This is a genomic window from Austwickia sp. TVS 96-490-7B, assembly GCF_019331795.1.
In the GTDB taxonomy this organism is placed as follows: domain Bacteria; phylum Actinomycetota; class Actinomycetes; order Actinomycetales; family Dermatophilaceae; genus Austwickia.
Map to the genome: position 1 here is coordinate 135,223 of NZ_JAHPZL010000003.1, position 26,565 is coordinate 161,787.

Annotated in this window: 29 protein-coding genes; 5 read left to right on the top strand and 24 right to left on the bottom strand. The window is 64.0% G+C overall.

All coding sequences use genetic code 11. From position 1 onward, the window contains the following. Window positions 1-14: 14 nt before the first annotated feature. Entirely contained in the window at window positions 15-188 is a 174-nt protein-coding gene (locus KEM60_RS03230) for a hypothetical protein (RefSeq protein WP_219106076.1), read from the top strand. A 13-nt stretch (window positions 189-201) separates the two neighbouring features. Here KEM60_RS03230 and KEM60_RS03235 read toward each other — a convergent pair whose 3' ends face one another. The 7 genes from KEM60_RS03235 to rlmN form a co-directional block, all read right to left on the bottom strand. Next, window positions 202-1,074, bottom strand: a complete 873-nt coding sequence (locus KEM60_RS03235) for an ABC transporter permease (RefSeq protein ID WP_219106077.1) — start codon at window positions 1,072-1,074, stop codon at window positions 202-204. Further along, window positions 1,071-1,925, bottom strand: coding sequence for an ABC transporter permease (locus KEM60_RS03240; RefSeq protein WP_219106078.1), 855 nt, complete (start codon window positions 1,923-1,925; stop codon window positions 1,071-1,073). Before KEM60_RS03240 ends, KEM60_RS03235 begins: the two co-directional genes overlap by 4 nt. Beyond that, window positions 1,922-3,202, bottom strand: a complete 1,281-nt coding sequence (locus KEM60_RS03245; RefSeq protein WP_219106079.1) for an ABC transporter ATP-binding protein — start codon at window positions 3,200-3,202, stop codon at window positions 1,922-1,924. The genes KEM60_RS03240 and KEM60_RS03245 overlap by 4 nt, the downstream gene beginning before the upstream one ends. After that, complete coding sequence (locus KEM60_RS03250) at window positions 3,202-4,485, bottom strand: spermidine/putrescine ABC transporter substrate-binding protein (protein WP_255574187.1); 1,284 nt, start codon at window positions 4,483-4,485, stop codon at window positions 3,202-3,204. The genes KEM60_RS03245 and KEM60_RS03250 overlap by 1 nt, the downstream gene beginning before the upstream one ends. A 184-nt stretch (window positions 4,486-4,669) precedes the next feature. Beyond that, window positions 4,670-5,407 carry a hypothetical protein gene (locus KEM60_RS03255; protein ID WP_219106080.1) on the bottom strand — a complete coding sequence of 246 codons (738 nt, stop codon included), beginning with the start codon at window positions 5,405-5,407 and terminating at the stop codon, window positions 4,670-4,672. Continuing rightward, window positions 5,404-5,760, bottom strand: coding sequence for a PadR family transcriptional regulator (locus tag KEM60_RS03260; protein WP_219106081.1), 357 nt, complete (start codon window positions 5,758-5,760; stop codon window positions 5,404-5,406). The genes KEM60_RS03255 and KEM60_RS03260 overlap by 4 nt, the downstream gene beginning before the upstream one ends. A gap of 578 nt (window positions 5,761-6,338) precedes the next feature. Then, window positions 6,339-7,454 (bottom strand): 23S rRNA (adenine(2503)-C(2))-methyltransferase RlmN, encoded by a 1,116-nt coding sequence (gene rlmN / locus KEM60_RS03265; RefSeq protein WP_219106551.1) that lies wholly within the window; start codon window positions 7,452-7,454, stop codon window positions 6,339-6,341. 174 nt (window positions 7,455-7,628) lie between these two features. Here rlmN and KEM60_RS03270 point away from each other — a divergent pair, with 174 nt between their 5' ends. Then, the gene (locus KEM60_RS03270) at window positions 7,629-8,516 is read left to right on the top strand and encodes a hypothetical protein (RefSeq protein WP_219106082.1); all 888 of its coding nucleotides are present in this window, start codon (window positions 7,629-7,631) and stop codon (window positions 8,514-8,516) included. A 32-nt stretch (window positions 8,517-8,548) separates the two neighbouring features. Here KEM60_RS03270 and KEM60_RS03275 read toward each other — a convergent pair whose 3' ends face one another. From KEM60_RS03275 to pyrH, 3 genes are all read right to left on the bottom strand, one after another. Next, window positions 8,549-9,454, bottom strand: a complete 906-nt coding sequence (locus KEM60_RS03275) for a phosphatidate cytidylyltransferase (protein WP_255574188.1) — start codon at window positions 9,452-9,454, stop codon at window positions 8,549-8,551. Window positions 9,455-9,468: 14 nt separating this feature from the next. Beyond that, window positions 9,469-10,026, bottom strand: coding sequence for a ribosome recycling factor (gene frr / locus KEM60_RS03280; protein ID WP_219106083.1), 558 nt, complete (start codon window positions 10,024-10,026; stop codon window positions 9,469-9,471). A 165-nt stretch (window positions 10,027-10,191) separates the two neighbouring features. Further along, a complete protein-coding gene (gene pyrH / locus KEM60_RS03285; RefSeq protein WP_219106084.1) occupies window positions 10,192-10,935 on the bottom strand; it encodes a UMP kinase in 744 nt (247 codons plus the stop codon). Between the two features lie 195 nt (window positions 10,936-11,130). Between pyrH and KEM60_RS03290 the strand changes: the two genes are divergently transcribed. Continuing rightward, on the top strand, window positions 11,131-11,739 hold the full coding sequence (locus tag KEM60_RS03290) for a bifunctional 2-polyprenyl-6-hydroxyphenol methylase/3-demethylubiquinol 3-O-methyltransferase UbiG (protein WP_255574189.1): 609 nt from the start codon (window positions 11,131-11,133) through the stop codon (window positions 11,737-11,739). An 88-nt stretch (window positions 11,740-11,827) separates the two neighbouring features. Here KEM60_RS03290 and tsf read toward each other — a convergent pair whose 3' ends face one another. Continuing rightward, a complete protein-coding gene (gene tsf / locus KEM60_RS03295; protein WP_219106085.1) occupies window positions 11,828-12,655 on the bottom strand; it encodes a translation elongation factor Ts in 828 nt (275 codons plus the stop codon). Window positions 12,656-12,710: 55 nt separating this feature from the next. Continuing rightward, window positions 12,711-13,595 (bottom strand): 30S ribosomal protein S2, encoded by an 885-nt coding sequence (gene rpsB / locus KEM60_RS03300; protein WP_219106086.1) that lies wholly within the window; start codon window positions 13,593-13,595, stop codon window positions 12,711-12,713. A gap of 337 nt (window positions 13,596-13,932) precedes the next feature. Between rpsB and KEM60_RS03305 the strand changes: the two genes are divergently transcribed. Further along, window positions 13,933-15,114, top strand: coding sequence for an aminotransferase class I/II-fold pyridoxal phosphate-dependent enzyme (locus KEM60_RS03305; RefSeq protein ID WP_219106087.1), 1,182 nt, complete (start codon window positions 13,933-13,935; stop codon window positions 15,112-15,114). 128 nt (window positions 15,115-15,242) lie between these two features. After that, on the top strand, window positions 15,243-15,875 hold the full coding sequence (locus KEM60_RS03310) for a murein hydrolase activator EnvC (protein WP_219106088.1): 633 nt from the start codon (window positions 15,243-15,245) through the stop codon (window positions 15,873-15,875). Between the two features lie 27 nt (window positions 15,876-15,902). Here KEM60_RS03310 and KEM60_RS03315 read toward each other — a convergent pair whose 3' ends face one another. From KEM60_RS03315 to rimM, 12 genes are all read right to left on the bottom strand, one after another. Then, window positions 15,903-16,775 carry a DUF3152 domain-containing protein gene (locus tag KEM60_RS03315; RefSeq protein ID WP_255574190.1) on the bottom strand — a complete coding sequence of 291 codons (873 nt, stop codon included), beginning with the start codon at window positions 16,773-16,775 and terminating at the stop codon, window positions 15,903-15,905. Continuing rightward, window positions 16,750-17,664: a tyrosine recombinase XerC gene (locus KEM60_RS03320; protein ID WP_255574191.1), complete on the bottom strand. Its 915-nt coding sequence runs from the start codon at window positions 17,662-17,664 to the stop codon at window positions 16,750-16,752. The genes KEM60_RS03315 and KEM60_RS03320 overlap by 26 nt, the downstream gene beginning before the upstream one ends. 87 nt (window positions 17,665-17,751) lie before the next feature. After that, window positions 17,752-18,921, bottom strand: coding sequence for a DNA-processing protein DprA (gene dprA, locus KEM60_RS03325; RefSeq protein ID WP_219106089.1), 1,170 nt, complete (start codon window positions 18,919-18,921; stop codon window positions 17,752-17,754). Continuing rightward, a complete protein-coding gene (locus KEM60_RS03330; RefSeq protein WP_219106090.1) occupies window positions 18,918-20,510 on the bottom strand; it encodes a YifB family Mg chelatase-like AAA ATPase in 1,593 nt (530 codons plus the stop codon). Before KEM60_RS03330 ends, dprA begins: the two co-directional genes overlap by 4 nt. Beyond that, entirely contained in the window at window positions 20,507-20,953 is a 447-nt protein-coding gene (locus tag KEM60_RS03335; protein ID WP_219106091.1) for a YraN family protein, read from the bottom strand. The genes KEM60_RS03330 and KEM60_RS03335 overlap by 4 nt, the downstream gene beginning before the upstream one ends. A gap of 127 nt (window positions 20,954-21,080) precedes the next feature. Continuing rightward, window positions 21,081-21,404: a DUF2469 domain-containing protein gene (locus tag KEM60_RS03340; RefSeq protein ID WP_219106092.1), complete on the bottom strand. Its 324-nt coding sequence runs from the start codon at window positions 21,402-21,404 to the stop codon at window positions 21,081-21,083. After that, entirely contained in the window at window positions 21,394-22,209 is an 816-nt protein-coding gene (locus KEM60_RS03345) for a ribonuclease HII (protein WP_219106093.1), read from the bottom strand. Before KEM60_RS03345 ends, KEM60_RS03340 begins: the two co-directional genes overlap by 11 nt. Then, complete coding sequence (gene lepB / locus KEM60_RS03350) at window positions 22,206-23,195, bottom strand: signal peptidase I (protein WP_219106094.1); 990 nt, start codon at window positions 23,193-23,195, stop codon at window positions 22,206-22,208. The genes KEM60_RS03345 and lepB (KEM60_RS03350) overlap by 4 nt, the downstream gene beginning before the upstream one ends. 108 nt (window positions 23,196-23,303) lie before the next feature. Continuing rightward, the gene (gene lepB, locus KEM60_RS03355) at window positions 23,304-23,873 is read right to left on the bottom strand and encodes a signal peptidase I (protein WP_255574192.1); all 570 of its coding nucleotides are present in this window, start codon (window positions 23,871-23,873) and stop codon (window positions 23,304-23,306) included. Between the two features lie 149 nt (window positions 23,874-24,022). Next, on the bottom strand, window positions 24,023-24,379 hold the full coding sequence (rplS, locus tag KEM60_RS03360; protein WP_219106095.1) for a 50S ribosomal protein L19: 357 nt from the start codon (window positions 24,377-24,379) through the stop codon (window positions 24,023-24,025). A 250-nt stretch (window positions 24,380-24,629) separates the two neighbouring features. Continuing rightward, the gene (gene trmD / locus KEM60_RS03365) at window positions 24,630-25,895 is read right to left on the bottom strand and encodes a tRNA (guanosine(37)-N1)-methyltransferase TrmD (protein WP_219106557.1); all 1,266 of its coding nucleotides are present in this window, start codon (window positions 25,893-25,895) and stop codon (window positions 24,630-24,632) included. Window positions 25,896-25,903: 8 nt separating this feature from the next. Next, on the bottom strand, window positions 25,904-26,440 hold the full coding sequence (gene rimM, locus KEM60_RS03370; protein WP_219106096.1) for a ribosome maturation factor RimM: 537 nt from the start codon (window positions 26,438-26,440) through the stop codon (window positions 25,904-25,906). Window positions 26,441-26,565: the final 125 nt, after the last annotated feature.

Here is a 26,565-nt window from a genome sequence, read left to right on the forward strand (position 1 = left end):
GACAGGGATGGCTCATGAGCAAGGACGGCCTCAGCATCGGCTACCGCATCGGCTGGCGGTTACGCCGGATCGCGATGACCCTGTTTGGGCCAGCCCAGTTAGGTGACGACGACCCCACAGCCAAGCTGTACGCCGAACGCGAGGCAAAGATTGCCGCCGCCCAGGCCAAACGGGTCGAGAAGCACTGACCTGACTAGACAGTCACCGGTCGGCGCGGATCGACGGCAATGGTCGTCGAGCCCGCCACCGACCAGCAGCTCTGAAGAGACCTGCCAGCAACAACGCTGCTAAAGCGAGACTGACTCCAATCACGTTCGCTTCAGCGGGGATCCCCCGCAAGGCCGTGACATAGACGTATCGGGGAAAGGTCATCGCGTCGCCACCGACGAAGGTGGCCAAAACCACATCGTCCATGCTGATCGCAAACGCCAGCAGCGCTGCCCCGGCGATCCCAGGGATCGCCAACGGCAATGTCACATGGCGCATGGTCGCCCACGGTCCGGCATATAAATCCGCAGCAGCTTCTACCAGCCGCGGGTCGAGGGCTTCTAGCCGCGCTCGCACCGCCACCACCACGAATGACAACGCCAACATGACGTGCGCCGTGATGATCGACACGTCACCGAGGCGAATCCCGAAAGTCGACAATCCCTGCACAAACACCGTGAGTAGTCCCGCTCCCAGCACCACATCTGGTGTCGCCATCGGCAAGAGCAGCAGCACATCCCACAGGCCACGCCACCGCACTCGGGAACGGACCAGGGCGAGCGCCATCATGGTGCCCAGGACGGTGGCCATGATGGTGGAGATCAGGCCGATCCGCAGGCTGGTCCCGAGGGCGTCGCAGATCCCTGCCGGACCGCAGGGGTTCGCCCAGTGCGCCAATGTCGGTGACCCTTGTGGATTCCACACCAGGTTGCTGCGGTTGTAGGCGTTGAGCGAAAACACCGCGGTGTAGACCACCGGCACCGCCAGCATCACCAACACCGCACCGGCCAGGATCTGCACGAGGTGGTCTGCGAGGTGGCGGCGGATCTGACGGGCACGTCGCCAGCGAGGAGGGGTGGGGATCATGTCAGCTCCCGGGTGCCGTAGCGTCGCAGGTAGACCGTCACCAGGGCGAGGACGAGCAACAGCAAGACCATGGAGGTCGCAGCGGCAATCGGATAGCCACCGACGACACGCAGCATCTGTGATTCCACGGCATTGCCTGCCATCCGGGTGCCCTCCGACCCGAGGAGCTCTGCGTTGACGTAGTCACCGAGTGCAGGGATGAAGGTCAACAAGATTCCGGCGCTGACGCCGGGGAAAGCCATCGGCAAGGTCACTCGAGTCAAGGTGGCGACCGATCCGCCGTAGAGATCCCGAGATGCTTCGACGACCCGGGGGTCGAGACGCTCGAACGCGGCATAGAGCGGGACAATCATGAACGGCAGATAGTTGTAGGCCAGCCCAGCGATGACAGCGACAGCCGTTTCGGTCAGGTGTCCACCGGGCAGCAATCCGAGAGCAGACAGCGCTCTGGCGACCGGCGCGTCATCGGCGAGGATCTGCCGCCAGGCCAGGGTGCGCAGCAGGAAAGCCACCGCAAACGGAGCGAAGGTGGCCACCATCAACAGTCCCCGATATTGACCGGCGCGAAACGCCAGCACATAGGCGACTGGCAGGGCCGCCACGAAGGCGAGCACCGTAGCCGCTGCGGCGTACACCACTGATCGTCCCAGGTGCGCTGAGAACTGGAACCATGCTGCGCCGTAGTTACTGATGTTGATGTCACGGTAGTAATAGCCAGGAAACCCTGGGTACGGCGATTGCAAGCTCACCGAGGCCAGCTGGATCAGCGGAAACACGAAAAACACCGCCAACCACAGCAGTCCGGGCAGCAGCACGAGATAACCGACCCGCGACGTGAGGTCACGGCTCACGAGGACGCCGCCACGGAGTCCTGCGCGGCCATCCCGGAGTCCAGCCCCTCGGCTGCACTGGCCTCGGTGAGGGCCGCGTCACCGGTGCCCAGCCCGTCGAATGGTTCTGCAGGACGGGCCACTGCGAAAGTGTGCGCAGCGTCAAAGACGAGATGCACCACGTCACCGGGCGCGAAGGCCCGAGTGCGGCCATCGTTCCCGGCGAGGACCTGACACTGCCCCAGACCCTCGACAGTGAGCCGATAGGAGATTCCTGGGCCGGTGTACGTCGCCTCAGCCACCAGGGCTGGTCCGATCAGGTCGATCCCGTACGGCGAATCGCCGTGCCCGGGAACAGCTCCATCGAGGTCGGCGCTCTCTGATGGGTCGGGCAACGGACCGGGACGCACCAGCACCCGTTCGGGGCGGATCCCGATACAGGCGGGCAGACCAGCCCGGGCTTCCGGAGAGACTCGGGACAGTGGGACCCTGGCTTGGCCAGAGGCACCTAGGCTAAACCTGGCCACAGCGCCATTCCCGCTGCCTGTCACTCCGACCAGGTGCGCTGGAGCGAGCAGCGCGCGGCCAAGGAAGGTCGCGACAAATGCGGTCTGTGGCGATTCGTACACCTCCTGGGGTGTGCCGTATTGCTCCATTCGTCCCCCGCGCATCACGGCGACGTGGTCGGCCAGACTCAGGGCTTCTTCCTGGTCGTGGGTGACATGCAGGAACGTCGTACCGGTACGGTGCTGCAGATTTTTCAGCACGTCCTGCATGGCTCGGCGCAGCCGCAGATCCAAGGCACCCAATGGCTCGTCGAGGAGGAGCACTGCTGGGTCGTTGACCAGGGCGCGAGCCAGGGCGACCCGTTGCTGCTCACCCCCGGAGAGCTCCGCAGGCCGACGCCGCGACAGGCTGGCCATCTCTACCAGTTCCAGGGCGGACATCGCTGTGGCGCGGGCGTTTTTGACGCGACGCCGACGCGGACCAAACATCACATTCGCCAGCACATCCAGGTGCGGGAAGAGCGCATAGCTCTGAAAGACCGTGTTGACCGGACGCTCGTGGGGCCGCAATTCGGTCAGGTCATGGCCGCCCAGCAGCACCCGTCCCCCACTGGGGTGTTCAAATCCGGCGACCATCCGCAACGTGCTGGTTTTGCCGCAGCCTGACGGGCCGAGTAGGGCGACATACTTCCCCGCGGGGACATGGAGGTCGAGGGCGTCGACGGCGAGTGTCCCGCCGTACTTTTTGCTGACCTGTTCCAGTCGCAGGTCGGAGTCGATCGGACGCTCCATCAGTTGCCCACCACCTTGGCCCATAGAGCGCTGAACTCGGCATCTTCCGCCGCGCTCAACGCACGGAATTCACGTGCGTTCTTTGCCAAGAACTCCGCATCTGGGAAAACCAGCGGATTCTTGGCCAGCTCCGGATCGGTCCGCTCAGCCACGGCCTGAGCTCCTTGCACCGGGCAGACATAGCCGACGGCAGCGGCGACCTTCGCTGCGACCTCGGGGGTGTAGTAATGGTCGAGCAGTTTCGCTGCGGCCCGTCGGTGCGGGGAGGTGATCGGAATCACCGCGTTATCGCTCCACAGGATGCCTCCCGACTCAGGCATGACGAACTCCCATTCGTCACTGCCGGTCTCGGTGCGCAGGGTCGAGATGTCCCCGCTCCAGACCATGCCGGCAAGGGCGTTGCCTGACTTGAGATCGTCCAGGTAGGAGTTGCCGCGGATTCGACGTACCTGACCGTCAGCAATCTGGCGCCGGACCACATCGGCGGCACGCTCAAGTTGTTCGCGAGTGAAGTCTCGCTGTGGGTTGACTCCTTGGGCGAGCATGATGAGCCCGAGGGTGTCGCGCATTTCGGAGAGGAGCACGACTTTGCCCGCGAGGTCCTTGGACCACAGGTCGTCGACAGTGCGGAGTTCCCGACCGACTTTGCCTTTGTGGTAGCCGATCCCGGCAAACCCGGACTGCCAGACAAGGCTGCGGCGGCGTCCCGGGTCGAAGCTGACGTCTTTTAACGGTTCGAGCAGGTTGGCGGCGTGCGGGATCCGGATCAGATCGAGCGGGGCGAGCAGGTCGTCGCGGATGAGTCGATTGACCATCCAGTCGGAGAAGACAGCGAGGTCACGGTTGATGTCCTGCCCGGCTCGCAATCGGGGCACGATCGCATTGGCATAGGTGTCGTTGTCGTCGATTTCTTCGACGAGTTCGACGGTGATGCCGGTGGCTTTGGTGAAGGCCGCCAAGGTCGCCGAACGGCCGTCAGCATCGTGGTCGATGTACTGCGTCCAGCTGGCGAAGCGCACGATCTTGTCGGTAGCTGAAATATCGGTCGGCAGGGCACGACCAGTGGCGCCTGCCCCCGGAGGCGCCGGTGGAGCACATCCGGCAAGAGCTGCCAGCGAGGCTGCCCCACCCAGCACTGAAGCACCCGATAGGAATCGGCGCCGGCTCAATCCGGTGCGGGAAAGGGCGATGAGGGCCCGCACGACACTGGAGTCGGCGGGCCCGTCGGCAGCCCAGACGGGATCTGTCCCGTCGGGAGGCTGAAGCTCGGGAGATGCAGGCACGAGGAGAATTGTGCCCTGTCATGGGGCCTGTTGTCGTATGCGGCCGGTCACCGATGGCTCCGGTGGCGGCCGGAGGTCCCCAGCACACCGTACGTTGCCTCATGAAAGGTTGGTACGGCGGGCTCAGTGACCAGTGGCTGAACCTCGGGGAAACCCTAGGGTGTTGAGGTGACCACCGGTGTGGTCAGCGGCCTAACGCCCAGGTCAGGATCAGATCTGTCATGGCAAAACTGGGCAGCATCCAGGCAGCCATGATGCTGACCAGGCGAGCTGAGACGCGCTCTGTGGGACGCGGTGCCCGTCCAGGGCGGACGATGACATCGTCAGCTCGAGCGAAGTCCCGGGTCCATCGCACTGCACACAGGATCATCAACGACCAACCCAGCGCCGCCAAAGGGATCGGTGGCGCTGCTGCCAGCAGCGGCCCACCCCACAGCAGCAGCCCAACCTGTACGGCAGTGAAGAGGACAATGATGGCTACTGCCGTGCGGAGGTGAGTGAGGATCCACTCCATGGAGAACACCGCAGCGCACAGCAGCGCCACCAGGGCCAGGGCGATCAGAATCTGAGCCACCCGCACATGGACAGCCCCGTGGACCAGCAGCGCCTTGTCTGACCACAGAGCCAGCTGAAATCCCATGACTGCGCCGATAGCGACAAGCACATCTCGACGTCTCATCTGACGTCGCGGGCCTGGGTGATCCTCGACGCACAACTGGGCGGCATACTCCCGGGGGTCGCCAAAGGCCTGCGCGGCATTCTGCCCGGAGTCAGCGCAATGCGATTCGACCTGCTCAAGATGGTCGCCGATCCGGCTCCCGGGGACCTCTTTCATGCGTAGCGCCAGGAGGAGGGCTTCCATCCATTCCGGGTCGACATGGGGGTAGTTCTCCCGCAGGGATGCGGTGCTACCGATCATCATCGCTGTCCTTCCCCGATGAGACGCCTGGTGACGTCGGTGAATTCATGCCATTGGCCACGCCGGTGGGTGAGTATCGCGTAGCCGGCCTCGTTGAGGAGGTAATACTTGCGTCCCGGGCCCGATTCCCCTGTCCGCCATTGGGCGTCGACCAGGCCGGCTTTTTCCAAGCGGTTGAGCAGGGGGTAGAGGGTGCCGCCCTTGATCTGACCGAGACCGGCAGCTTCCAAGCTCCCCGCGATCGCATAGCCATAGGTAGGTCCGGAGGCCAACGCTGCCAACACACAGACTTCCAGGACGCCTCGAAGCCATTCGGCGGGCCAGGGGTCAATCTGGGAAGTCCTGGGTGCGCCCATAGCTCAGATCGTACGGCGAGCTAGACAGTCTGTCTATCTACTGGGGTGAGAGTCCCACCCTGACAAGCTTTCTCACAGACGTCCTTCGCTCAAGGCCCCCACCCCAGCATCCCCTCGCCGCGAGCGCATCGCCACAGCTCAGCCCGCGACACACAGATGCGCCGGCGCGGGACCCCTACAATCCCGCGCCGGCGCTCCCCTGTGTACGCCGAACCCTTCGTGCTCGGCGTCTCACGGCGCCGCATCGTCGACCCCCTACAGTCGACGGAGACACCGTGGTCCATCGCCGCTCCGTTGCGGCAGTCATCACAGGGGCATCAGCTCGCCAGCACCCGATCCGATCCCCATCGGAGATTCTTGAGTCGCGATGACCCACGCCGCCGTACGACGGACGTCAACTCCGATGGTGAGAGATCAGGGGTGAGCGTTCAGCCCCCAACATCGATCTAGTCTGACAAACCGAGAGGTCTCAAACGGTTACGAATTCGACACAGGACGGACACGACTTCGCATGCACTGCCTGATGGTCCGTTCAGAGCTGATCGCCGGCGCGTCCGGGTCCCATGGAACCCGGACTCTTACGCCGTGCTGGCAGCCAACTGTCCACAGGCACCGTCGATCTCACTTCCCCGAGTGTCTCGCACCGTCGTCGGCACCCCGTGAGCCCGCACTCGCTCGACGAACTGTTGCTCAACCCCCGGACGTGACGCCGTCCACTTCGACCCTGGGGTGGGATTCAGCGGGATCGGGTTGACATGCACCCAGCCTTCTCCGCGCTCGGTCAACTTGCGCCCCAGCAGATCTGCCCGCCATGACTGGTCATTGACCCCGCGGATCAACGCATACTCGATCGAGACCCGGCGACCGGTGGCATCGAAATACCGGCGCGCCGCATCCAACGCCTCGTCGACCTTGTACCGGTTGTTGATCGGGACCAACTCGTCCCGCAGTTCGTCGTCTGGGGCATGCAGTGACAAGGCTAAGGTCACCGGAATCCCCTCCTGCGCCAGGCGATCGATCCCCGGGACCAAGCCCACCGTCGACATGGTGATCCCCCGCGCCGACATCCCCAAACCCTCAGGCACCGGATCGACCAATCGACGAATCGCCGCCACCGCGCGACGGTAATTCACCAGGGCTTCCCCCATCCCCATGAACACCACATTGCTGACTCGCAGAGCGGACGCGGTATCCCCTGCGTTTTCGTCGGCGCCACCCAACTCACCGGCCCGCAACATTCTCGCTCCAGCCACCACCTGCTCGACGATCTCAGCGGTGGATAAGTTGCGAGTGAACCCCTCCTGACCAGTAGCGCAGAACGGACAGTTCATTCCGCATCCCGCCTGACTGGAGATGCACATCGTGACCCGCCCCGGATACCTCATCAGCACCGACTCCACCAACGCCCCGTCATGCAGTCGCCAGACCAGCTTGCGCGTCGCGCCACCGTCAGCCGACAACGACCGCACCGGCGTCATCAATGACGGCAGCATCGCCGCAACGAACTCCGCCCGGCCCGACTGAGGCAGATCTGTCATTTCGGCAGGGTCAGTCACCCAATGACCGAAATAATGCGTCGACAACTGCTTCGCCCGGAATCCCTGGTGACCCAACGCTTTCACTGCTGCCACCCGACCAGCGAGATCCATGTCAGCCAGATGGGTCGGCGGCATCGGGTTGCCGGGCTCCGACATCGTGATCTGCCCCGGCCCTGGACGGCGACGCACCAAGGTCACCGGCCGCGCCGTCGACTGAGCAGCTCCGGCAAGGCCCTGCCCATCCGGCACCGCATTGCCGATGGGAGAAGACACAGGGCCGACCACGTTCTCAGGGTTCTGGGAAGCATTCATGATGCCTTCAGTCTCTCAGTGACCGGCCCGTCCGGCCTATTCTGGCCTGACCCGCAGAAAGGGGACCTGATGGGATGGCGTGAGTTCTTCGACCGCGCCTTCCGCGCCACCACCAGAAAACCACGACCGACGCCGTGGGATAGCCCGTCGCGCCCCAAACCCGCCGTACCACCTGCCACCGAGGACACCGCCGCCCGGCGGGAAGACCCGCCAGAGCAGGAAGTCAACACCTTGGTGGCCCCCCTGGCCACGGCCCATCCCCTGCGCGACCTGGACCCCGCAGCACTGCGGGCAGCGCTGCGGCTGCGGCTTGTCGACCTCGACAGCCTCACCCGCGTCGAAGGGCTCCCCCACCTCCGAGCGATCGCCCCGGGGCTTGTCGAAGTCCTCACCATTGACTTACCCCACGTGGTGATCACTCCCACCGCAGCCGACCTGGCCCGGCTCGGACCTATCCCCGCTCAGATCACCTTGGGGCGAAAGCATCTTCACCGCCTCCTGGATGAAGATCTCAGCGTTCACCATGTCAGCCCCGAAGATGGACTGAGCTTCACTGTCGTCCGCGGTGAGGACTACTGCTTCTCCAGCGTCGCGCTCATCTTGCCCACCCTGATCCACGCCGTCGCCCCCGAACTTGAGCTGTCCCGGGGCTTATTCGTCGCCGTGCCAGATCGCCATCATGTGGCTTTCCGAGAGATCGCTGGGCTCGAATCTGTCATGTCCCTGGGGCCGATGGCCACCTTCACCCGACATGGGTACGACGCCCGAGACGACGCCGTCAGCCCGGAGGTCTACTGGGCACGCAACCCACGACTGGACCAATGGACCCCCCTGACCGTCCAAGTGGAAGACGGCATTCACATCCATGTCCCTGCCGAGGTCACCGCCTACATCGAAGACGATTGACCGGTGAGCTTGATACGGAAGATCATCCCCGGCTAGGCAGCGATGACACTCATCATCCACCACGCGGCTGGAGCCACCACTAGCAAGCTGTCGATACGGTCCATGATGCCGCCATGCCCTGGCAAGATCCGGCCCAAATCCTTGATCCCCAAGTCCCGTTTGATCATCGATTCGACCAAGTCACCCAGTGTGGCCAGCCACACCACCACGAATCCCATCGCAGCCCCAGCCCACCATGGGGCTCCAAATGCCAACGGCACTGACACCGTACCGACACCCACGCAGGCCACCATCGATCCGAGGAAACCCTCCCAGGATTTCTTCGGACTGACCGTCGGTGCCATCGGGTGCCGTCCCGCCACCACGCCCACGGCATATCCCCCGATATCACTGGCGATGCTGATCAGCACAAACACCACAATCCGACGTACCCCGTCCGGTTGAGCGACCATCAAAGCAGTGAAGGCTGCTTGGAACGGTGCATAGCCCACCACGAACGCTCCCGCGCTGACATCTCGGGCAGCTCCGTCCAAACCGTGCGCCGCTCGCCACATCACTAACAGCAGGATCGTGGCGGGCATCGTCAGCAAAAGCGCGCCCGCCCCGCCGATATACGCAGCAGGACCCATGACGGCGGTGGCCACGAGGCAGGGAACGAAAGGAACGTTCACCTGTCCTGCCGCAAAGCCACGTCGTAACTCATCCACGCCGACCATGAGGAACACCGTGCTCAGCAGCACCCACCCCCACGGCACCACCAGCAGACTGGCCACGATTAAGGCGCCCAGGAAAACTCCGACACCGATCGCGGCAGGAAGGTTGCGCCCCGCTGCCGGGGTGGGACCGGTGGACACCACCGGCGTGGGTTCGCTCATTGCTGCTGACTCATCTGTCGTGGTGGGGGCCACCGTCGCGGCCCCCACAGGGACACGCACCATCGACGTGCGAACGCTCAGACTTCGAGCAGTTCGGCTTCTTTACCCTTGAGCAAGGTGTCGACCAGCTCAGTGTGCTTCTTGGTCATGGCCTCGAGATCTTTCTCAGCGCGCGACCCCTCATCTTCGCCGATCTCGCCTTCCTTGACCAGCTTGTCGATCCTGTCCTTCGCATGCCGCCGGACGTTACGGATCGAGATCTTGGCGTCCTCCCCCTTCCGGTGCGCCATCTTGATGTACTCCTTACGACGTTCCTGAGTGAGTTCAGGGAAGACACACCGGATGGATTGGCCGTCGTTGCTGGGGTTCACCCCCAGTTCAGAGTCCCGAATGGCTTTCTCAACCGCCTGCATTGAGCTCTTATCGAACGGGGTGATCAGCATGGTGCGGGCTTCGGGGGTCTGGAAGCTCGCCAGCTGCTGCATCGGGGTAGGGGCGCCGTAGTAGTCGACCAGGAGCTTGGTGAACATCCCCGCGCTGGCGCGGCCGGTCCGAATCCCGGCGAAATCCTCCTTCGCGACCTCGATGGCCTTCTCCATCTTTTCCTCGGCCTCGAACATGATCTCGTCCAGCATCGGCTGCTCCTGTCGTTCATCACACCGGGGACACCGGCGGCCGCGTCTCACGCGGATATGGGCTCATCGTGTCAGACTCCGGAGCGACCGGAGCGACATAGGGACCGGGTGGGCCCCGGGAGGACGACCTGCGTGGCGAGCTCACTCAGCTCGCCTTCGAGGTCCTCAGTCGGCGTACACCCTGGTGCCAATGCCCTCCCCGGACACGGCACGTCTGATGGTCTGTTCGCCCTGCATGCCGAAGACCACCATCGGGAGTTTGTTTTCCATGCACAAACTGAACGCCGCAGCGTCCACGACCTTCAGGCCGTTGGCCAGGGCCTCGGCATAAGACACTGACGACAGCCGTCGGGCCTCCGGATTAATGCGCGGATCGGAGTCATATACACCGTCAACCCCGTTTTTGCTCATCAGTACGGCATCGCAGTGACATTCGAGCGCGCGCTGGGCAGAGACCGTGTCGGTGGAAAAATACGGCATCCCAGCGCCAGCTCCAAAGATCACAATCCGCCCCTTCTCCAGGTGACGCATCGCCCGACGAGGGATGTATGGTTCAGCGACCTGCCCCATGGTGATGGCGGTCTGAACGCGAGTATCGATGCCCTGTTTCTCCAGGAAATCTTGCAGCGCTAGGCAGTTCATGACCGTGCCCAGCATCCCGATGTAGTCCGCCCGAGCACGATCCATTCCGCGTTGCTGAAGTTCAGCGCCGCGGAAGAAGTTGCCACCGCCGACCACGATCGCTACTTCAACACCGGTCCGTGCTGCGTCGGCAATCTGCTTGGCGATGCTCTTGACGATGTCGGGGTCAACGCCCAGTTGTCCTCCGCCGAAAGCCTCCCCGGAAAGCTTGAGCAGGACCCTGCGATAGGGACGGTCAGGGTCGCTCTCCGAACTGGATGTCGTCATCTCAGCATGCCTCCCTCGTGGGGCCAACGCGGTCGCTCGATCCTCCCATAACCGCAGGGCACTGCGCCAAGCGACGCGACCGAGCGGACACCGTTCATCCGAGTCATCACGCCCCGGTGGGCTGTTGCGGGGTGTCCTGACGAGGCTTCCGGGGGATTTACGGTGGAGGTCTGCACCAGTTCTTCAGGAGGATACGTGACCCGCGAGCCCAGTCAGTGGGAGAAGATCGTCGCCGACAACCCACAGCATTCAACGTGGTACGTCGAGCGATTCCGTGAGATGTCCCGTCAGGGCAACGACCTCGACGGGGAGGCCCGTTTCATCGACGCGATGATGCCCCGTGGGGCCCGGATTCTTGATGCTGGGTGCGGCCCTGGCCGAGTGGGAGGTCGATTGCATGAGTTGGGTCATGAGGTCGTCGGCGTCGATGTTGACCCGGTGCTGATCGATGCCGCTCAGCAGGATCATCCTGGGCCGCGATGGCTGGTCGGTGACTTGGCCGCTCTTGACTTGCCTGATCAGGGGATCGACGGCGGTTTCGATGCGATCGTGTGTGCTGGGAACGTGATGACCTTCCTCGCCCCCAGCAGCAGGGTCGAGGTGTTACGACGATTCCGGGCACATCTGGCTCCGCACGGTCGAGCTGCGGTGGGTTTTGGCGCAGGTCGGGGTTATTCGTTTGCTGAATTTCGCTCGGACCTGGCGACAGCAGGCCTGGTGGAGGAGCTATCCCTGTCGACCTGGGATCTGCGACCTGCCCAGGACCAGTCTGGATTCTTGGTCGCGGTGTTACGCCCAGCATGACTCATAGCAACGACGGAGCCCGCCACCTTTGGTGAGGTGGCGGGCTCCGTCGTGTCCGGGTCGGGGATGGTCAGCCCCGACGTCAGATTCAGGCCTGGCCGACGCGCAGTCGGGCGAAGCCCTTGCCTTCAGTGCTGGCCTCGGCGAGGACCTGCTTGACCGTCTTCTTCTGGTCCTTGGCGAACTTCTGCTCGAGCAGAACGTTCTCGGCGAAGAATCCGTTGACCCGGCCTTCGACGATGCGCGGCAGTGCTGCTTCCGGCTTGCCCTCTTCCTTGGCAGTGGCCTCAGCGATACGCCGTTCGTTCTCGACGGTCTCCGCGGGGATCTCTTCCCGGGTGAAGACGGACGGGGAGAAAGCGGCGATGTGCATCGCCACGTCCTTGGCCACGGCCTCGTCACCGTCGAACGCGAAGAGCACACCGATCTGCGCAGGCAGGTCGGGGCTGGTCTTGTGCAGGTAGGAGGCAACCTTGGGGCCTTCGATGCGAGCCATGTGGCGCACCTCGATCTTCTCGCCGATGGTGGCGTTGGCCTCGTCGAGCATCTCCTTGACCGACTTGCCGTCGAGCTCACTGGCCAGCAGGTCGTCCACGGAGGCGGCACCGGTAGCAACGGCCTGGTCGAGCACCTGCTGAGCCAAAGCAATGAACTTCTCACCCTTGGCCACGAAGTCGGTCTCGCAGTTGACCTCGACCATGGTGCCGACGCCGTCAGCAACATGCGCGGTGACCAAACCGTTGCTGGCCGAACGGCCTTCACGCTTGGTCACACCCTTGAGTCCCTTGACGCGCAGGATCTCGGTGGCCTTGGCGGTGTCGCCGCCAGCCTCCTCCAGCGCCTTCTTGACGTCCATCATCCCGGCGCCGGTGGCTTCGCGCAGCGCCTTGATGTCAGCGGCGGTGTAATTCGCCATGCGATATCCCTATCTGTTCGATATCTGATCGATGAGCAGGATGCAGCAGGACCGCTCAGGCCTGAGCCTCGGCGTCTTCCTGGGGGGCCTCGGCAGCGGCTTCGTCGGCGGGAGCGGCTTCGGCAGCGGCGTCACCAGTCTCTTCAGCAGGAGCAGCGTCGGCAGGGGCAGCGTCGCCAGCGAGCAGCTCGCGCTCCCACTCCGCCATCGGCTCAGCTTCGGTGGCGGCACCCTCACCGGTCGCGCCCTGGCTGCGGGCCATCAAACCGTCGGCGACGGCGTCAGCAACGACCCGGGTCAGCAGGGTGACCGAACGGATCGCGTCATCGTTGCCGGGGATCTTGTAGTCGACCTCGTCGGGGTCGCAGTTGGTGTCGAGGATGGCGATCACGGGGAGCTTGAGCTTGCGCGCCTCAGTGACGGCCAGGTGCTCCTTCTTGGTGTCGACGATCCAGACCGCAGAAGGCACCTTCTGCATGTCACGAATACCACCGAGGGTCTTCTCGAGCTTCTCCTTCTCACGACGCAGAACGAGGAGTTCCTTCTTGGTGCGGCCGCTGCCAGCCACATCATCGAAGTCGATCTCCTCAAGTTCCTTCAGGCGCGAGAGGCGCTTGGAGACGGTGTTGAAGTTGGTGAGCATGCCACCAAGCCAGCGCTGGTTGACATAAGGCATCCCGACCCGGGTTGCCTGCTCGGCGATGGGCTCCTGGGCCTGCTTCTTGGTCCCGACGAACAGGATCGTGCCGCCGTGAGCCACGGTCGCCTTGACGAACTCGTAGGCGTCGTTGATGTAGGTCAGAGACTGCTGCAGGTCAATGATGTAGATGCCGTTGCGCTCCGTCATGATGAAGCGCTTCATCTTCGGGTTCCAACGACGGGTCTGGTGTCCGAAGTGGACACCGCTCTCCAGGAGCTGGCGCATTGTGACGACGGCCATGCCGAGGTCCACCTCTCATGAGTTCCAGTTATCCATGCCCCGCAGGATGCGGGATCATGCCTGGCGCCCACGACCCACCACCACCGAACCACCCGTCTAGATCGGGGCGAATCGGACTGCGGCGGTAAGCCCCCAGGTCTCCGTGAATGTTCCGCACCGGCGGACCGATCCACATCGACGCCGGAAATATGGGCGCGCGAATTCCGCCTCGTCTGCACGAGGCGGTGCGTCCATGGTACGGCGGGGCCATACGCTGCAGGAAATCCACCCCCTGGCTTCCATCCATACCCTGGCCGTTGAACAGGAGAGAGACATCTCCTCGCTACAGTTGGCCCCCATGAACAGGCCCTTGGTACGCCGTATGCAGGATTTCGACACGACGGTGTTCGCCGTGATGAGCGCTCTGGCCGCCCAGACCGGAGCCATCAACCTGGGGCAAGGTTTCCCAGACGAAGACGGCCCCGCACCGGTCTTGCGGCGTGCGATGACCGCGATCGAGGACGGAATCAACCAGTACCCGCCGTTGCGCGGCTCCCAGGTGCTGCGAGAAGCGGTAGCTGCCCACCAGCACCGTTTTTATGGCCTGGACTGTGACCCTGACCAGGAAATCATGGTCACCGCTGGCGCCACTGAGGCGATGACCTGTTCGCTTCTGGCTTTGTGCGAGCCTCACGACGAAGTTGTCGTCATTGAGCCGTATTACGACGCCTACGCTGCCGCAATCGCCCTGGCGGGCGCCCAGCGGGTAGGGGTGGCGCTGACGCTGCCTGACCTGACCGTGGACCTTGAGGCGTTACGAGCCGCAGTGGGACCACGCACCCGGGCGATCGTGCTCAACACCCCACACAACCCCACCGGGAAGGTGTTCAGCCAAGCTGAGCTGGCAGGTATCGCCAAGATCGCCTTAGACCACGACTGCTACATCCTGGTCGACGAAGTTTACGAACACCTGGTTTATGACGGCGCCCGTCATCATTGTCTGGCTGCCGTCGTCGCTGCCGATCCCGCGCTGGCGGCGCTCCGCTCGCGGATCCTGACGATTTCCTCTGCGGGGAAAACCTTCTCCGTGACGGGATGGAAGGTGGGATGGCTCAGCGGAGCACCTGAGGTGATCGCTGCTGTCGCCACGGTCAAGCAGTACGTCACGTTTTCCGGTGGAGCACCTTTCCAACCTGCTATCGCTGCTGGGCTAGCCCAGGAAGACTCCGTCTTCGAAGAGTTCGCTGACAGTTTGCGGCGTCGACGCGATCTCCTCGCTGAAGGCCTCGACGCTGCGGGCATGACCGTGCTCGGTGGCCAAGGCACGTATTTCCTCCTTGCTGACGCGACTGACATCGGCGGCGTTGACGCCGACCGGTTCTGCCGGGAGCTTCCCGAGCGCTGCGGAGTGGTGGCGATCCCAGTGTCGGCGTTCTGCGACGATCCGACTACCGCTCCCGGCTTGATCCGGTTTGCCTACTGCAAACGGGAAGAGGTCCTCGTTGAGGCGGTACGCCGGCTGTCGGCCTTGCGTCGTTGAGATGAAGACATGCCCGGTGGAGCTGGTCGAAACCTAGGGCGATCCACAACAGGTGACGGCCTGCCCTGCTGTCCACAGGGCCGAGATTCTGACCGCGATGACTGGTCCTAGGGGACAATCCTGGACCGATGATCGGACTCGCTCGGCGCCATCGCACCGTCCGCATACTCAGCGTGACCGGGCTGATGCTCTCCCTGGCAGTGATTGCCGTTGACGCATCAGCGACGACCGCACGGTATAGCGGTGCAGCGCCATCCCTCGACCCGGCCGTCACGTCGGCACCGGCACCGCCGATGCCGACTGCTGCCTCCACCCAACGAGCGCCGCAGCCAGCGGCTATGGCGCCGAAGACCGGCCGCTGGGCTTGGCCGTTATCTCCTCGTCCCGCAGTGGCTCGCCGCTTCGACCCGCCCGCGCAACGATGGCTTCCCGGGCATCGCGGACTGGACTTGGTGGGTACTCTCGGCGCCCAGGTCCGGGCACCCGCCGATGGCACGGTGGCCTTCGCTGGCTCCGTCGCTGGTCGACTGGTGCTGTCCATCGACCACGACGGCGGGCTCCGGTCGACGTATGAACCGGTGGACAGCACCCTCAGCGTGGGCACACGGGTCTCCCGTGGCGACCCGATTGGAACGCTCACCGGCGAGGATTCTCACTGCCCGCCGCGCAGTTGCCTACACCTGGGAGTGCGACAGGGCGAGGACTACCTTGACCCGCTCCCGTTCTTCGCGGTCGTCCCGGTCTTGCTTCCGTTACGGTGATGGCCCCCACCTGAGTAGGCGCCGCACTCACATCGGTTGCCCTGGCACCGCCCAGGGATAGGCCTGGCAGCCCTGCAAACCCAGGGTCTGCTGCAGCATCACCGGTGCCTGCTGTCCCGCCCCTGGACAGGTCTGGTGACCATGACCGATGGCGTGACCGACCTCGTGGTTGATCATGTAGATGCGGTAATGGGCTACATCATCAGGATAAAACTGGACTCCTTCGGTCCACCGGCGCGTATTCAACGCCACTCGATCCCCGTTCCGGCAGCTGACCTGACCCTCCGTTGTCATCGGCGCACACATCTGGTCCACGGTCTGCGGACTGGCCAGCGTGATCCGGAAATCGATGTGTTCCCCGTCCTCCGCATGCTCCGGAGAGACATTGACGAAATGCACATCGTCCTGGGTCTCCCAGCCACGTCGATCAGTGAGGACCTCCCGCACGATCCGGGTGAATTCCTGCTCGTCGACCCCGGCCTCTTCCTCCGCTTCCACGGTGTACCGGTACGTTTTTCCCCCATGCGAACTGTCTTGTCCTGGCACTGAGAGGATCTTTGTCTTCCCAGTCCCTTTCTCCGGGACCTCTGGGTGATCAGTCCCCCGGGACATCACCTGGCCGCCTGGCGACGGTGCCACCCCGACACGATCCGCTCCCGGGTGATCCTCTGCGGCTTGATGCACCGTGGTGGTGGTGTTGGCCTCCGCAGTTCCGCCGTCGTCAATCAACCGGGGCATGACCAATGTCACCGCCACCAAGGTCGCCGACACCACGGCCAACGTCCGGGCTGCCCGATTCCAGCTCGGCCGCGCCGCCCCCGACGTCGGCTGACCACGGTGATCTTCGACGCGCGGCCCAGACATCACTGGCCGATCAGGCGCGGGGATGTGCTTGCTCATAGGCGCTCCTGAGTCGTTCCGCAGAGACATGCGTGTAGATCTGGGTCGTCCCTAAGCTGCTGTGCCCCAACAGCTCTTGCACCGCCCGCAGGTCAGCGCCCCCCTCCAGCACATGAGTAGCTGCGCTGTGCCTCAACCCATGCGGGCTGATCGTGGGCGCTCCTGGGACACAGGTCACCAGGTCACGCACCACCCGACGTACCTCCCGCTGGTCAACACGCCCCCCACGCCTCCCCACGAACAAGGCTGCCCCGGAACGCACCCCGACGAGTCGTGGACGGCCCCGATCCACCCACGCCCGCACCGCCTGACGTGCCGGGAGACCAAACGGGACAACCCGTTGTTTGTCTCCCTTACCCCGCACCCGTGCGATCCGTTCCGCCAGATCTACGTCGTCCACGTCCAGCCCGACCAGTTCACCGACACGAACTCCGGAGGCATAGAGCAACTCCACCATCGCCCGGTCACGCAACCTGATCGGATCGTCCTCGGCACAGTTCTGGTCAGCGACCGACATCATCTGCGCCGCCTGCTCGACCTTCAACACCGACGGCAACGTGCGGTGCCGACGAGGCGAAACCAACCTCGCCGCCGGATCAACCTCAACGCGACCGGTGCGACGACACCAGTCATAAAACGCCCGCACCGCCGCAGTACGCCGGGCCAACGTCCCTCGGGACGCCCCTCGAGCTGACAGGTCCGCCAGCCAGGCGCGCAGGTCAGTCACCGACAGTTCGTCCGGCCCACCCGACCCATGATCCTGTACGTACGTCGCTAACGAGACCAGGTCACCGACATACGCGCGGATCGTGTGCTCGGATGCTCCCTGGACCAACCGCACATACCTAGCAAACTCCTCGACCTCCCGAGACCACCCCTCGTGCTGCACGGGATAACGCTCTCCGATGAGATCCCAGAGGGCAAGTGTGGCACGCCGTGATCCACCACGAATTCACACTGACCCCACCCGTACTCCTCACCCAACCCGTCGACGCCACCCCCACCCATCACGTTCAGCCAGACCAGCCAGGTCCAACCGACCCAACGCCGACCGCGCCTGTGCCTGATCCACCCCAGCGACCGCCGCGATCGACTCCACCGACCCCCCAACCCGCACCGGCAGCGCATCACGCACCCGAGCCGCCACCGGATCCAAGTCGTCCTCGACTGTGCGAGGGCCACGACGCACCGGTGCCAGATCCACCCCGAAAGAACCCGCCTCCTCCGCCACCTCATCTGCATCAGTGACCAAGACCGCCATCCCCTGCCGGATCATCTCGTGACAGCCAGCCGACTGAGACGAAGACACCGGCCCCGGCACCGCCATCACCACCCGATGCAGATCAGCAGCAACCCCAGCAGTATGTCGAGATCCTGAACGCAGTCCGGCCTCCACCACCAACGTTCCCGTCGTGCACGCCGCAATCAACCGGTTACGCAACAAAAACCGTTGCCGCATCGGCGCCGCCCCAGGAGGGACCTCACTGACCACCGCCCCCACTCGAGCGATCTCCTCCAGCAACGCCGTGTGCGCCACCGGATACGCCCGGTCCACTCCACCGGCCAACACCGCCACCGTCGGAGCTCCCACTGCCAACGCTCCCCGATGCGCAGCAACATCAATCCCAAACGCCGCTCCACTGACCACAGTGAAACCTCGCCTCCCCAGCCCAGCCGCCACATCCGCAGCGACATGCTGGCCGTACGGCGTACACGCCCGCGCTCCCACAATCGCCACGCTGCGCTCGCAGGCCTCAGCCAAGGACAACGGTCCTCGCACCCACAACGCGATGGGTGGATGTGCCAGATCATCCACCCCCACCGGCCACTCCTGATCCCCAGGTACCACCACTCGCGCACCAACCCGCGCCGCCCGGTCAAGGTCGGCACTGAGGTCTGCCTTGACCAGCCGGCCAGCGAAACGTCCACCTGGCATCCCCTCCGGAATGCCCGGCACCTGAGCCAGCGCCCCTACCGCACCGTACGCTGCGATCAGAGCACCGGCCCGTGGGTCACCCGGTTCGGCGATCCGCGACCACAACGCTCGCGCCGTACGGTCATCTTGAGGACATGCACCCCAGGACGACGGCCAGGCGGGAAGAGCGCTATCCAGCCCCGGGAGAACCGCTTCGCTCCCCCGGGTCATATCGCCACCGCCCCGTGCGCTCGCAGAGTCAACGCCGTCCCTACATCGTCACGGCGCGGCACCCCACCACCAGCAAGGTCCCGTACCGTTTGCGCCAGCCGTAACACCCGGTCATACCCTCGTAAGGTCAGCACCCCACGGTCCAACGCTCGATCCAGGTCCACGCGTGCCGACGATGGCGTCGCATCAGGCCCTCGACGGAGCGCTGATCCTGGGACGTGTGCGTTCACCTGCCATGGCGTCCCGGCGTACCGCACACGTTGAACCTCACGGGCCTGAGCAACCCGTGCAGCGACCACCGCGCTGGACTCCCCTGGCCCGCTACTCAGCCCCGCTAAGGTCACCGCGGGAACCTGCAACTGCAGATCCACCCGGTCCAGCAACGGACCGACCAGACGCCCCAAGTAATCTCGACGAGCTCGCGGATGGCAGGTGCAGTCCCTCCCCTTGCCGTGTCCCTTGCCACACGGGCAAGGGTTAGCCGCCAACACCAGTTGGAATTGGGCAGGGAAACACACCGACTCTCGGGCCCGAGCCACCACCACTCGTCCTGACTCCACCGGCTGGCGCAAGGCCTGCAACACCTGCGGACGAAACTCCGGCGCCTCGTCCAGGAACAACACCCCTCGGTGCGCCTGCGAAATTAATCCCGGACGCACCGCGCCGCTGCCCCCACCCACAATCGCGGCCATTGAGGCCCCATGATGCGGGGCGACAAACGGGGCCCGGTCCACCAGGATCCCCGAAGGCAAGGTCCCCAACACCGAATGAATGGAGGTCACCTCCAAAGCGTCAGCCCGCGTTAACGGCGGCAAGAGCGACGGCAACCGTTCAGCAAGCATGGTCTTGCCAGCACCTGGCGGACCCACCAGAAACAGGTGGTGACCACCCGCAGCCGCGATTTCCAACGCCAGCCGTGCCTCTTCTTGCCCGGCGACATCTGCCAGATCCGGTGGCACAGGAGGCGCCGCTACCGCAGCTGCACCATGGCGAGGCAGATCAGGCAGGGCGTCGGGTATTTCCCAGGGTGAGGGACCCTCTAGCGTGGACTGACACTGTCCGCTGGCGGCTATGGCATCAGCCCGATGGCCTGCCACTACTTGGCCCAACGACCAGGCCGGCAAAACCTCAACATCAGGCACGAGCGACGCTTCCTGCATATTTGCCGCCGGAACTACCACCCGCCGTACTCCAGCCCGGGCTGCGGCTAACACCAACGGCAAGACGCCCCGAACCGGTCGCACTGTCCCATCCAGCCCCAACTCTCCCAGATGCACGACGCCAGCCACCTGGGCCGGAGGAAGGCTACGCGCTGCCGCCAACGCCGCCACCGCGATGGCCAAGTCCAACCCCGACCCTGACTTCGGCAAGGATGCCGGCGACAGATTCACCACGATCTTGCGAGTCGGGAGATTGACCCCGGAATGCGCTGCAGCGGACCGAATCCGATCGGCAGCCTGACGGCACGCGGCGTCCGGGAGCCCCACGATCAAAAATGTCGGCAAACCCGTCGCCACATCTGCTTCGGCCTCGACTACTGCCCCGTCCATGCCGGTCAATACCACCGCACCGGTACGCCCCAAGGTCATGCCAGTGCCCCGCGAAGATGCTCCACGACTGGCGCCCCGGCATAAGGCAAAACCACCCCAACCACATCCACCCGGATCTCACTGGTCGCTCTAGCCTCCAGCGGATGGGCCTGCACCCACCATCCTGCTAGTCGCCGCAACCGAGCCGCTTTACGCCAGGTAATGGCTTCGACCGGTGACCCATACGTCGTCGTCCGACGAGTTTTGACCTCACAGACCACCAGACAGGACCCGTCGTGAGCGACCAGGTCGATCTCCCCGTCAGCGCATCGCCAGTTGCGATCCACGATCACCATGCCCTGTGCCTGCAGATGTCGCGCAGCCACACGTTCGCCGTACGCCCCCAGTGCCACCTTGCGTTTGTCCGGATGCGGACCCACCGACCCGACATCAACCCTGCCAGACCCCGATGCCAGGAGATCCGAACTCTTCAACCTCGTCATGCCGGGCAGCATGCCCGCTCCACCCGCACTCCCGAGGTGGCGGCTGTGGACAACAGTCCATCAGCCCATCAATGACACAGGTTGTGGATAACCCCCTGAGCCCAGTCAGGCCGTGATCAGGACCGAGTCAGCGGCCAAAACCCTCGTTGCCCGGAACCTGAAGATCAGATTTGGCAAGTTCTTCGATATTGACATCTTTGAAGGTCACCACGCGCACATTCTTGACAAACCGCGCCGGTCGGTAGACATCCCACACCCACGCATCGCTCATTGTGACGTCGAAATACACCTCGCCGCCGTCGCTACGAACCTTCACATCGACCGAGTTACACAGGTAAAACCGCCGTTCGGTCTCCACTACATGACTGAACAAGCCGACTACATCGCGATACTCCCGATAGAGCTGCAGCTCCATCTCGGTCTCGTACTTCTCCAGGTCCTCAGCGCCCATCGGGCCTCACCTCCACCGGACCATCATGGACCATCGTCGACGTTGCCAAGACCACGGGCTCAACGGTCGACCGTCCTGACCCGTGCGGCGTACCCCGTCCTCCGGTGAGATTCCAGGACTGTCGATGCTCTGTGCTTGGTCCGAACTCGCGCAACGCCGCCAGGTGAGCGGGCGAAGCATAACCCTTGTTGATGTCCCAGTGGTACGCCGGATGGGCGTCGGCACGCTCCACCATCACCGCGTCTCGCTCTACCTTGGCCAAGACGCTCGCTGCCGCTACCGAAGCGCACGACAGATCCGCCTTGATCTGAGTGTGGACAGTCGGGGCGGCAGGCTGCTCGTCCAGCAACGCCAACAGCCCGACTTCGGCTGGATTGGTGAGCCAATCGTGCTTGCCATCCAGGATCACCACGTCCGCCTCAAGGTGGCAGGCCTGTAAGGCTCGACGACCTGCCGCGCGCAACGCCGCGATAATGCCCCATTCGTCAATTTCAGCAGCTGAAGCATGTCCGACCCCCCACGACGAGGCCCACGCATGGATCGGCTCCACCAGCGCTGTACGACGAGCGGGGGTTAACAACTTCGAATCTCGGACTCCCGGCGGAGCGCTCCCCACCTCCTGGGTCACACAGACCACTCCGACAGTGACCGGACCGGCGAGGGCCCCTCGCCCGACCTCGTCCATTCCCGCGACTACCCGATGACCCGCGCGGTGCAACGCGCGTTCTTGCCGCAAGGTTGGCGGATGACTCGATCTGCTGGCGCCCCTCCTCGGGGGCGTCGCCGGTTGCTGCCCGGCCGTCATGGCGTCCCGGCAGCAACCGGTCCTGGGCGACTCTCTCCCATGGCTTGCACCTTCGGAGGCGGAACATTGGCAAACACAGATTCCGGCGCATCCAGGCCGCTGAATCGGCCCACCGGCCAGACAACGGCCATCGCCTTTCCCACAACCTTGTCGATCGGCACACTGCCGTAATACCCCGTGTGATCCCGAGAGCCGCTAGCTCCACTCGAAGCCTGGCCTTGTTCGGGCAAGCCCGGCGTCCCAGGCGGACCATCGGGGTCGGTGTCGTTGTACCGGCTGTCCCTGGAATTGGAACGGTGATCCCCCATCACCCAGACTTTGCCTTCCGGGACGCGAATGTCGAAATCGATGGTGCTCGCCTTATCTCCGGGGAAAACATATGGTTCGGTGATTTCCACCCCGTTGACCTCTAACTTCCCGGACTTCGAACAGCACTTCACGTGGTCACCAGGTAGTCCGATCACCCGTTTGATCAGATGGTTATCTTCCTGGCTCGGCAAGACCCCCACCCAGGCAAGAGCATCCTTCACCTTCTGCCCCACCCCATCCTGACGAGGAACCGTTGGCAGGTCGATGAGCCAGCGTCCCGGATCTTCAAAAACCACCACATCGCCACGGGAGAGCGAGAACGGTCCGGGGGTCAGTTTGCTGACGATGACCCGATCGTCACGGATGAGGGTGTCATTCATCGAGTCTGAAGGGATCCAGAACGGCTGCACCAGAAAAGTCTTGACCACTGAGGACAAAACCAGGGCAAGAACGATCACCAGGGCCGTCTCCCGGACGGCGTGCCAGAGTCGTTGTCCAGCGGTCGGGGTCGGGGCCTCTGGAGAGGAAGCCGCCGTCCTGTGCGGGTGATCTGGGGAGTCGTCCAGAGCACCTGTCGGTCCGGATCCGGAGCTGCCGACGCCGGCCCCTCGGGGGGCCTTCTCGGCAGCGTTCGGCCGGTGCGGTGACGGTTGGCCCGCGCCGTTGCTGTCGTTCATCGTTGTCCTGACATCGCTCTCCTGACGCGTGACGGCGATCACGCGCCCTGCTGTGTCCACGCCAACGTCCCCGACGTCTCCTCGCCGCTGCCCGCCGAGATCGCTGTGTCAGCCGCCGCCAGGATTTCCGGCCCGTGAGAACGGCCAATAGCGGAAGACTACGGGACCAATCACGTCGGACTCGCTGACAGTACCCCCGCCAGGAGAGCCCATATGGAATCTGGAGTCACCCGAATGGGAACGATGATCTCCCATCAGCCAGAGCCGACCAGGGGGCACCACAACGTCGAACGCTTGGGTGCTGGCGGCATCCCCTGGATAGAGATATGGCTCGTTCAACGGGCTGCCATTGACCATGACGCTGCCTTTACCGTCACAGCTGACCCGGTCTCCTCCGACGCCGATCACCCGTTTGACATAGACATTCGCTGGATCATGTCCATCGAGCTTGCCAAACAGCGCCTCGACCAAGCCGGTGGAGACACCAGGCACGGGCCCCCAGGTGGTCCCTCCGTCAAACACCACTACATCGCCCCGATGCACGTCGCCAGCGCGCCACTTAGCCACCACGACTCGATCCCCTGGGATCAGCGTGCCTTCCATGGACCCAGACGGGATGCCATAGAGACCCAAGAGGAAGGCTCGCACCACCAGGACCACTGCAAAAGTCACGGCCACCACGGGCCACGATGAAGAGCGCCGTGATGATGAGTGGCGCGCCTCCGCCGTGACCGTGGTGGCCGTGGTGTTCTGTTGCTCGTTCAGGGCACTGGTCCCGTTTCTGCCTGAGAACGCCGTAGCGCCCTGGGCTGTCGTCAGATCGTTGCTCAGCGCCCGGTGTTGTCGCGCTTCTCGCGGATCTTGGCAGCCTTGCCGCGCAGGCCTCGCAGGTAGTACAGCTTGGCGCGACGCACGTCACCGCGGGTGACGACCTCGATCTTTTCGACGACCGGGGTGTGCACCGGGAAGGTCCGCTCCACTCCGACGCCGAAGCTGACCTTACGGACGGTGTAGGTCTCACCCACGCCCTTGCCATGGCGACGGATCACGACGCCCTGGAAAATCTGAACACGAGAACGGGTGCCTTCCACGACCCGTACGTGAACCTTCACGGTGTCACCCGCGCGGAAGGCGGGGATGTCAGTCCGCAGGCTAGCGGCATCGACGGCGTCGAGCTTGTGCATGTCGCATTCGCTTTCTCGCACTGCCACGGGTCAGGCGTCTGTTCGGCTCCGAGATCAGGCAACCTGTGTCTCGGAAGTGTTGACGTCACCATCTGCGTCACTGGGCCGCATGCGCCATCACCTGAGCGATGGCTGCACATCCCCCCGTGGTGGGGGCCTTGCTACAAGGCATGAGACGCGACCACTTATTGTGCCAGAGCACGCACCGGTCCTGAAATCGAGGTCTGGTCTCGTGCGGAACTCCCACGAGTTAGAGGTCATCCTCCGAGAGGGCCCGTTCCAACGCGACCGTGCCTGGGTACGGCGATGCCACCCGGCTCCGCCGAAATCCCGCCTTACGGTAAAACCGCAGATTGCGAGAACTGTTCGCTCCGGTGACCAACCACGCGGTGGTGGCCTGCGTGGGTGCGCTGCGCACCACATGGGCGAGCAATTCCTGGCCCAGCCCACGGCCGTGCAGATCTGGCGCCACCATCAATCGGCCGATTTCCCAGAATCGCCCACGGTCAGATCCGACGTTCTCCTCCAGGGGCTCTGACAGGTCAGGTGCGCCTCGCCACGACCGACCCCGGACTGAACCCACCAGACGCCCCGACTGAGGATCGCGCACCACCCAGGTATGCCAGGGGGATCCAGGCGCCACGGTCGCCTTCATCGCATCCATATCCTCAGTTAACGGAGGAATATCAAAGGTGCCAGCGGTCCGTCCTTCATCGAGCCAGCAGGCGCGGGTCAAGACGAACAGTTCGGCGGCATCGGCAGGAGTGGCAGGCACGATCTGCAGCGGCTGTTTACCACCTCCAGCAAGGGTGGCTGACGACGGCAACAGATCAGGTCGACGGGTTGCGGTACGGGCTAGACGCTGGTCATGACGCCACGCAGCGATGCGCTGATGATCCCCGGATAGCAACACCTGAGGCACCTGATGACCTCGCCAGGTGGCAGGTTTGGTGTACACCGGGTACTCGAGCAACCCACCAGTATGGGACTCCTCAGTCAGAGATTCCTCGTTGCCGATCACTCCGGGCAACAATCGAGCGATCGCTTCGATCATCGCCAGGACTGCCACCTCCCCACCGTTGAGGACGTAATCACCCAGAGAGAGAATCCTGACCCGCTCCGGACCTAACTGGCTCCGGGCTTCGTCGTACACCCGCTCGTCAATGCCCTCGTACCGCCCACAGGCAAAGGCCAACCACGGCACACCCGCCAGTTCGTACGCCGTTGTCTGCGTGAAGGGCTCGCCACCAGGCCCGGGAACAATCAACGTGGGCAGCTGCCCGCCAGCAGAACCCACCAGCTCGTCAAGGGCTTCGCCCCAGGGCTGCGGAGTCATCACCATGCCAGCGCCACCCCCGTACGGCGTGTCATCGACGGTGTGATGCCGATCATGCGTGAACCGCCGGAGGTCATGGCTATGCACCTCCAGAAGCCCCTCTCGTCGAGCCTTCCCGATGAGGGACAATTCCAGCGGAGCGAGATAGTCCGGAAAGATCGAGAAGACGTCAATTCGCACGGGAAAGGTCACCGCCCCAATCCCAGGTCGAACAACCCTTCGGGGGCATCAATCACCACGTGACCAGCTGGCACATCCACCACCGGAACGAGGGCCTCCACGAAGGGAACCAAACCTCGACGACCATCAGTAAGACGCACATCAAGGCGGTCCTGTGCAGCGCCCATATCTAATCCCATGACTTCCCCGATCACCTCGCCGGAGACATCCTTGACCTGGAGTCCCACCAGTTCAGCCTCATACCAACCGTCAGTGTTGTCCTCCTCGACGGCAAAACGGAGTCGGCCGCCACGCAGCGCCTCCGCGGCGCTCCGGTCAGCGCAACCCTCAAAGGACAACAACCAAATCCCGTTGTGTACTCGGGCAGACGCCACGGTCAATTGATCCAGACCGGCCGGAGCGGCTGGGGCATCTGCGCCGTCCCAGGTGAAAACCGCCCCAGGACGAAACCGCTCTTCAGGATGATCAGTGTGGAGGCGCACCGTCACCTCGCCGCGCAGTCCATGTGCCTTCCCGATACGAGCCACCACGGTGTCCCTAGCCACGAGAGGTCTCCTTCATTGATGACCGTCACGAGCGGACGCCCCGATCGTGACGACGGATCCGATAACGCTGATCAATGCCGACGCTCGGACCAGCAATGACACAGACGGCGGGGGCACGACATCAT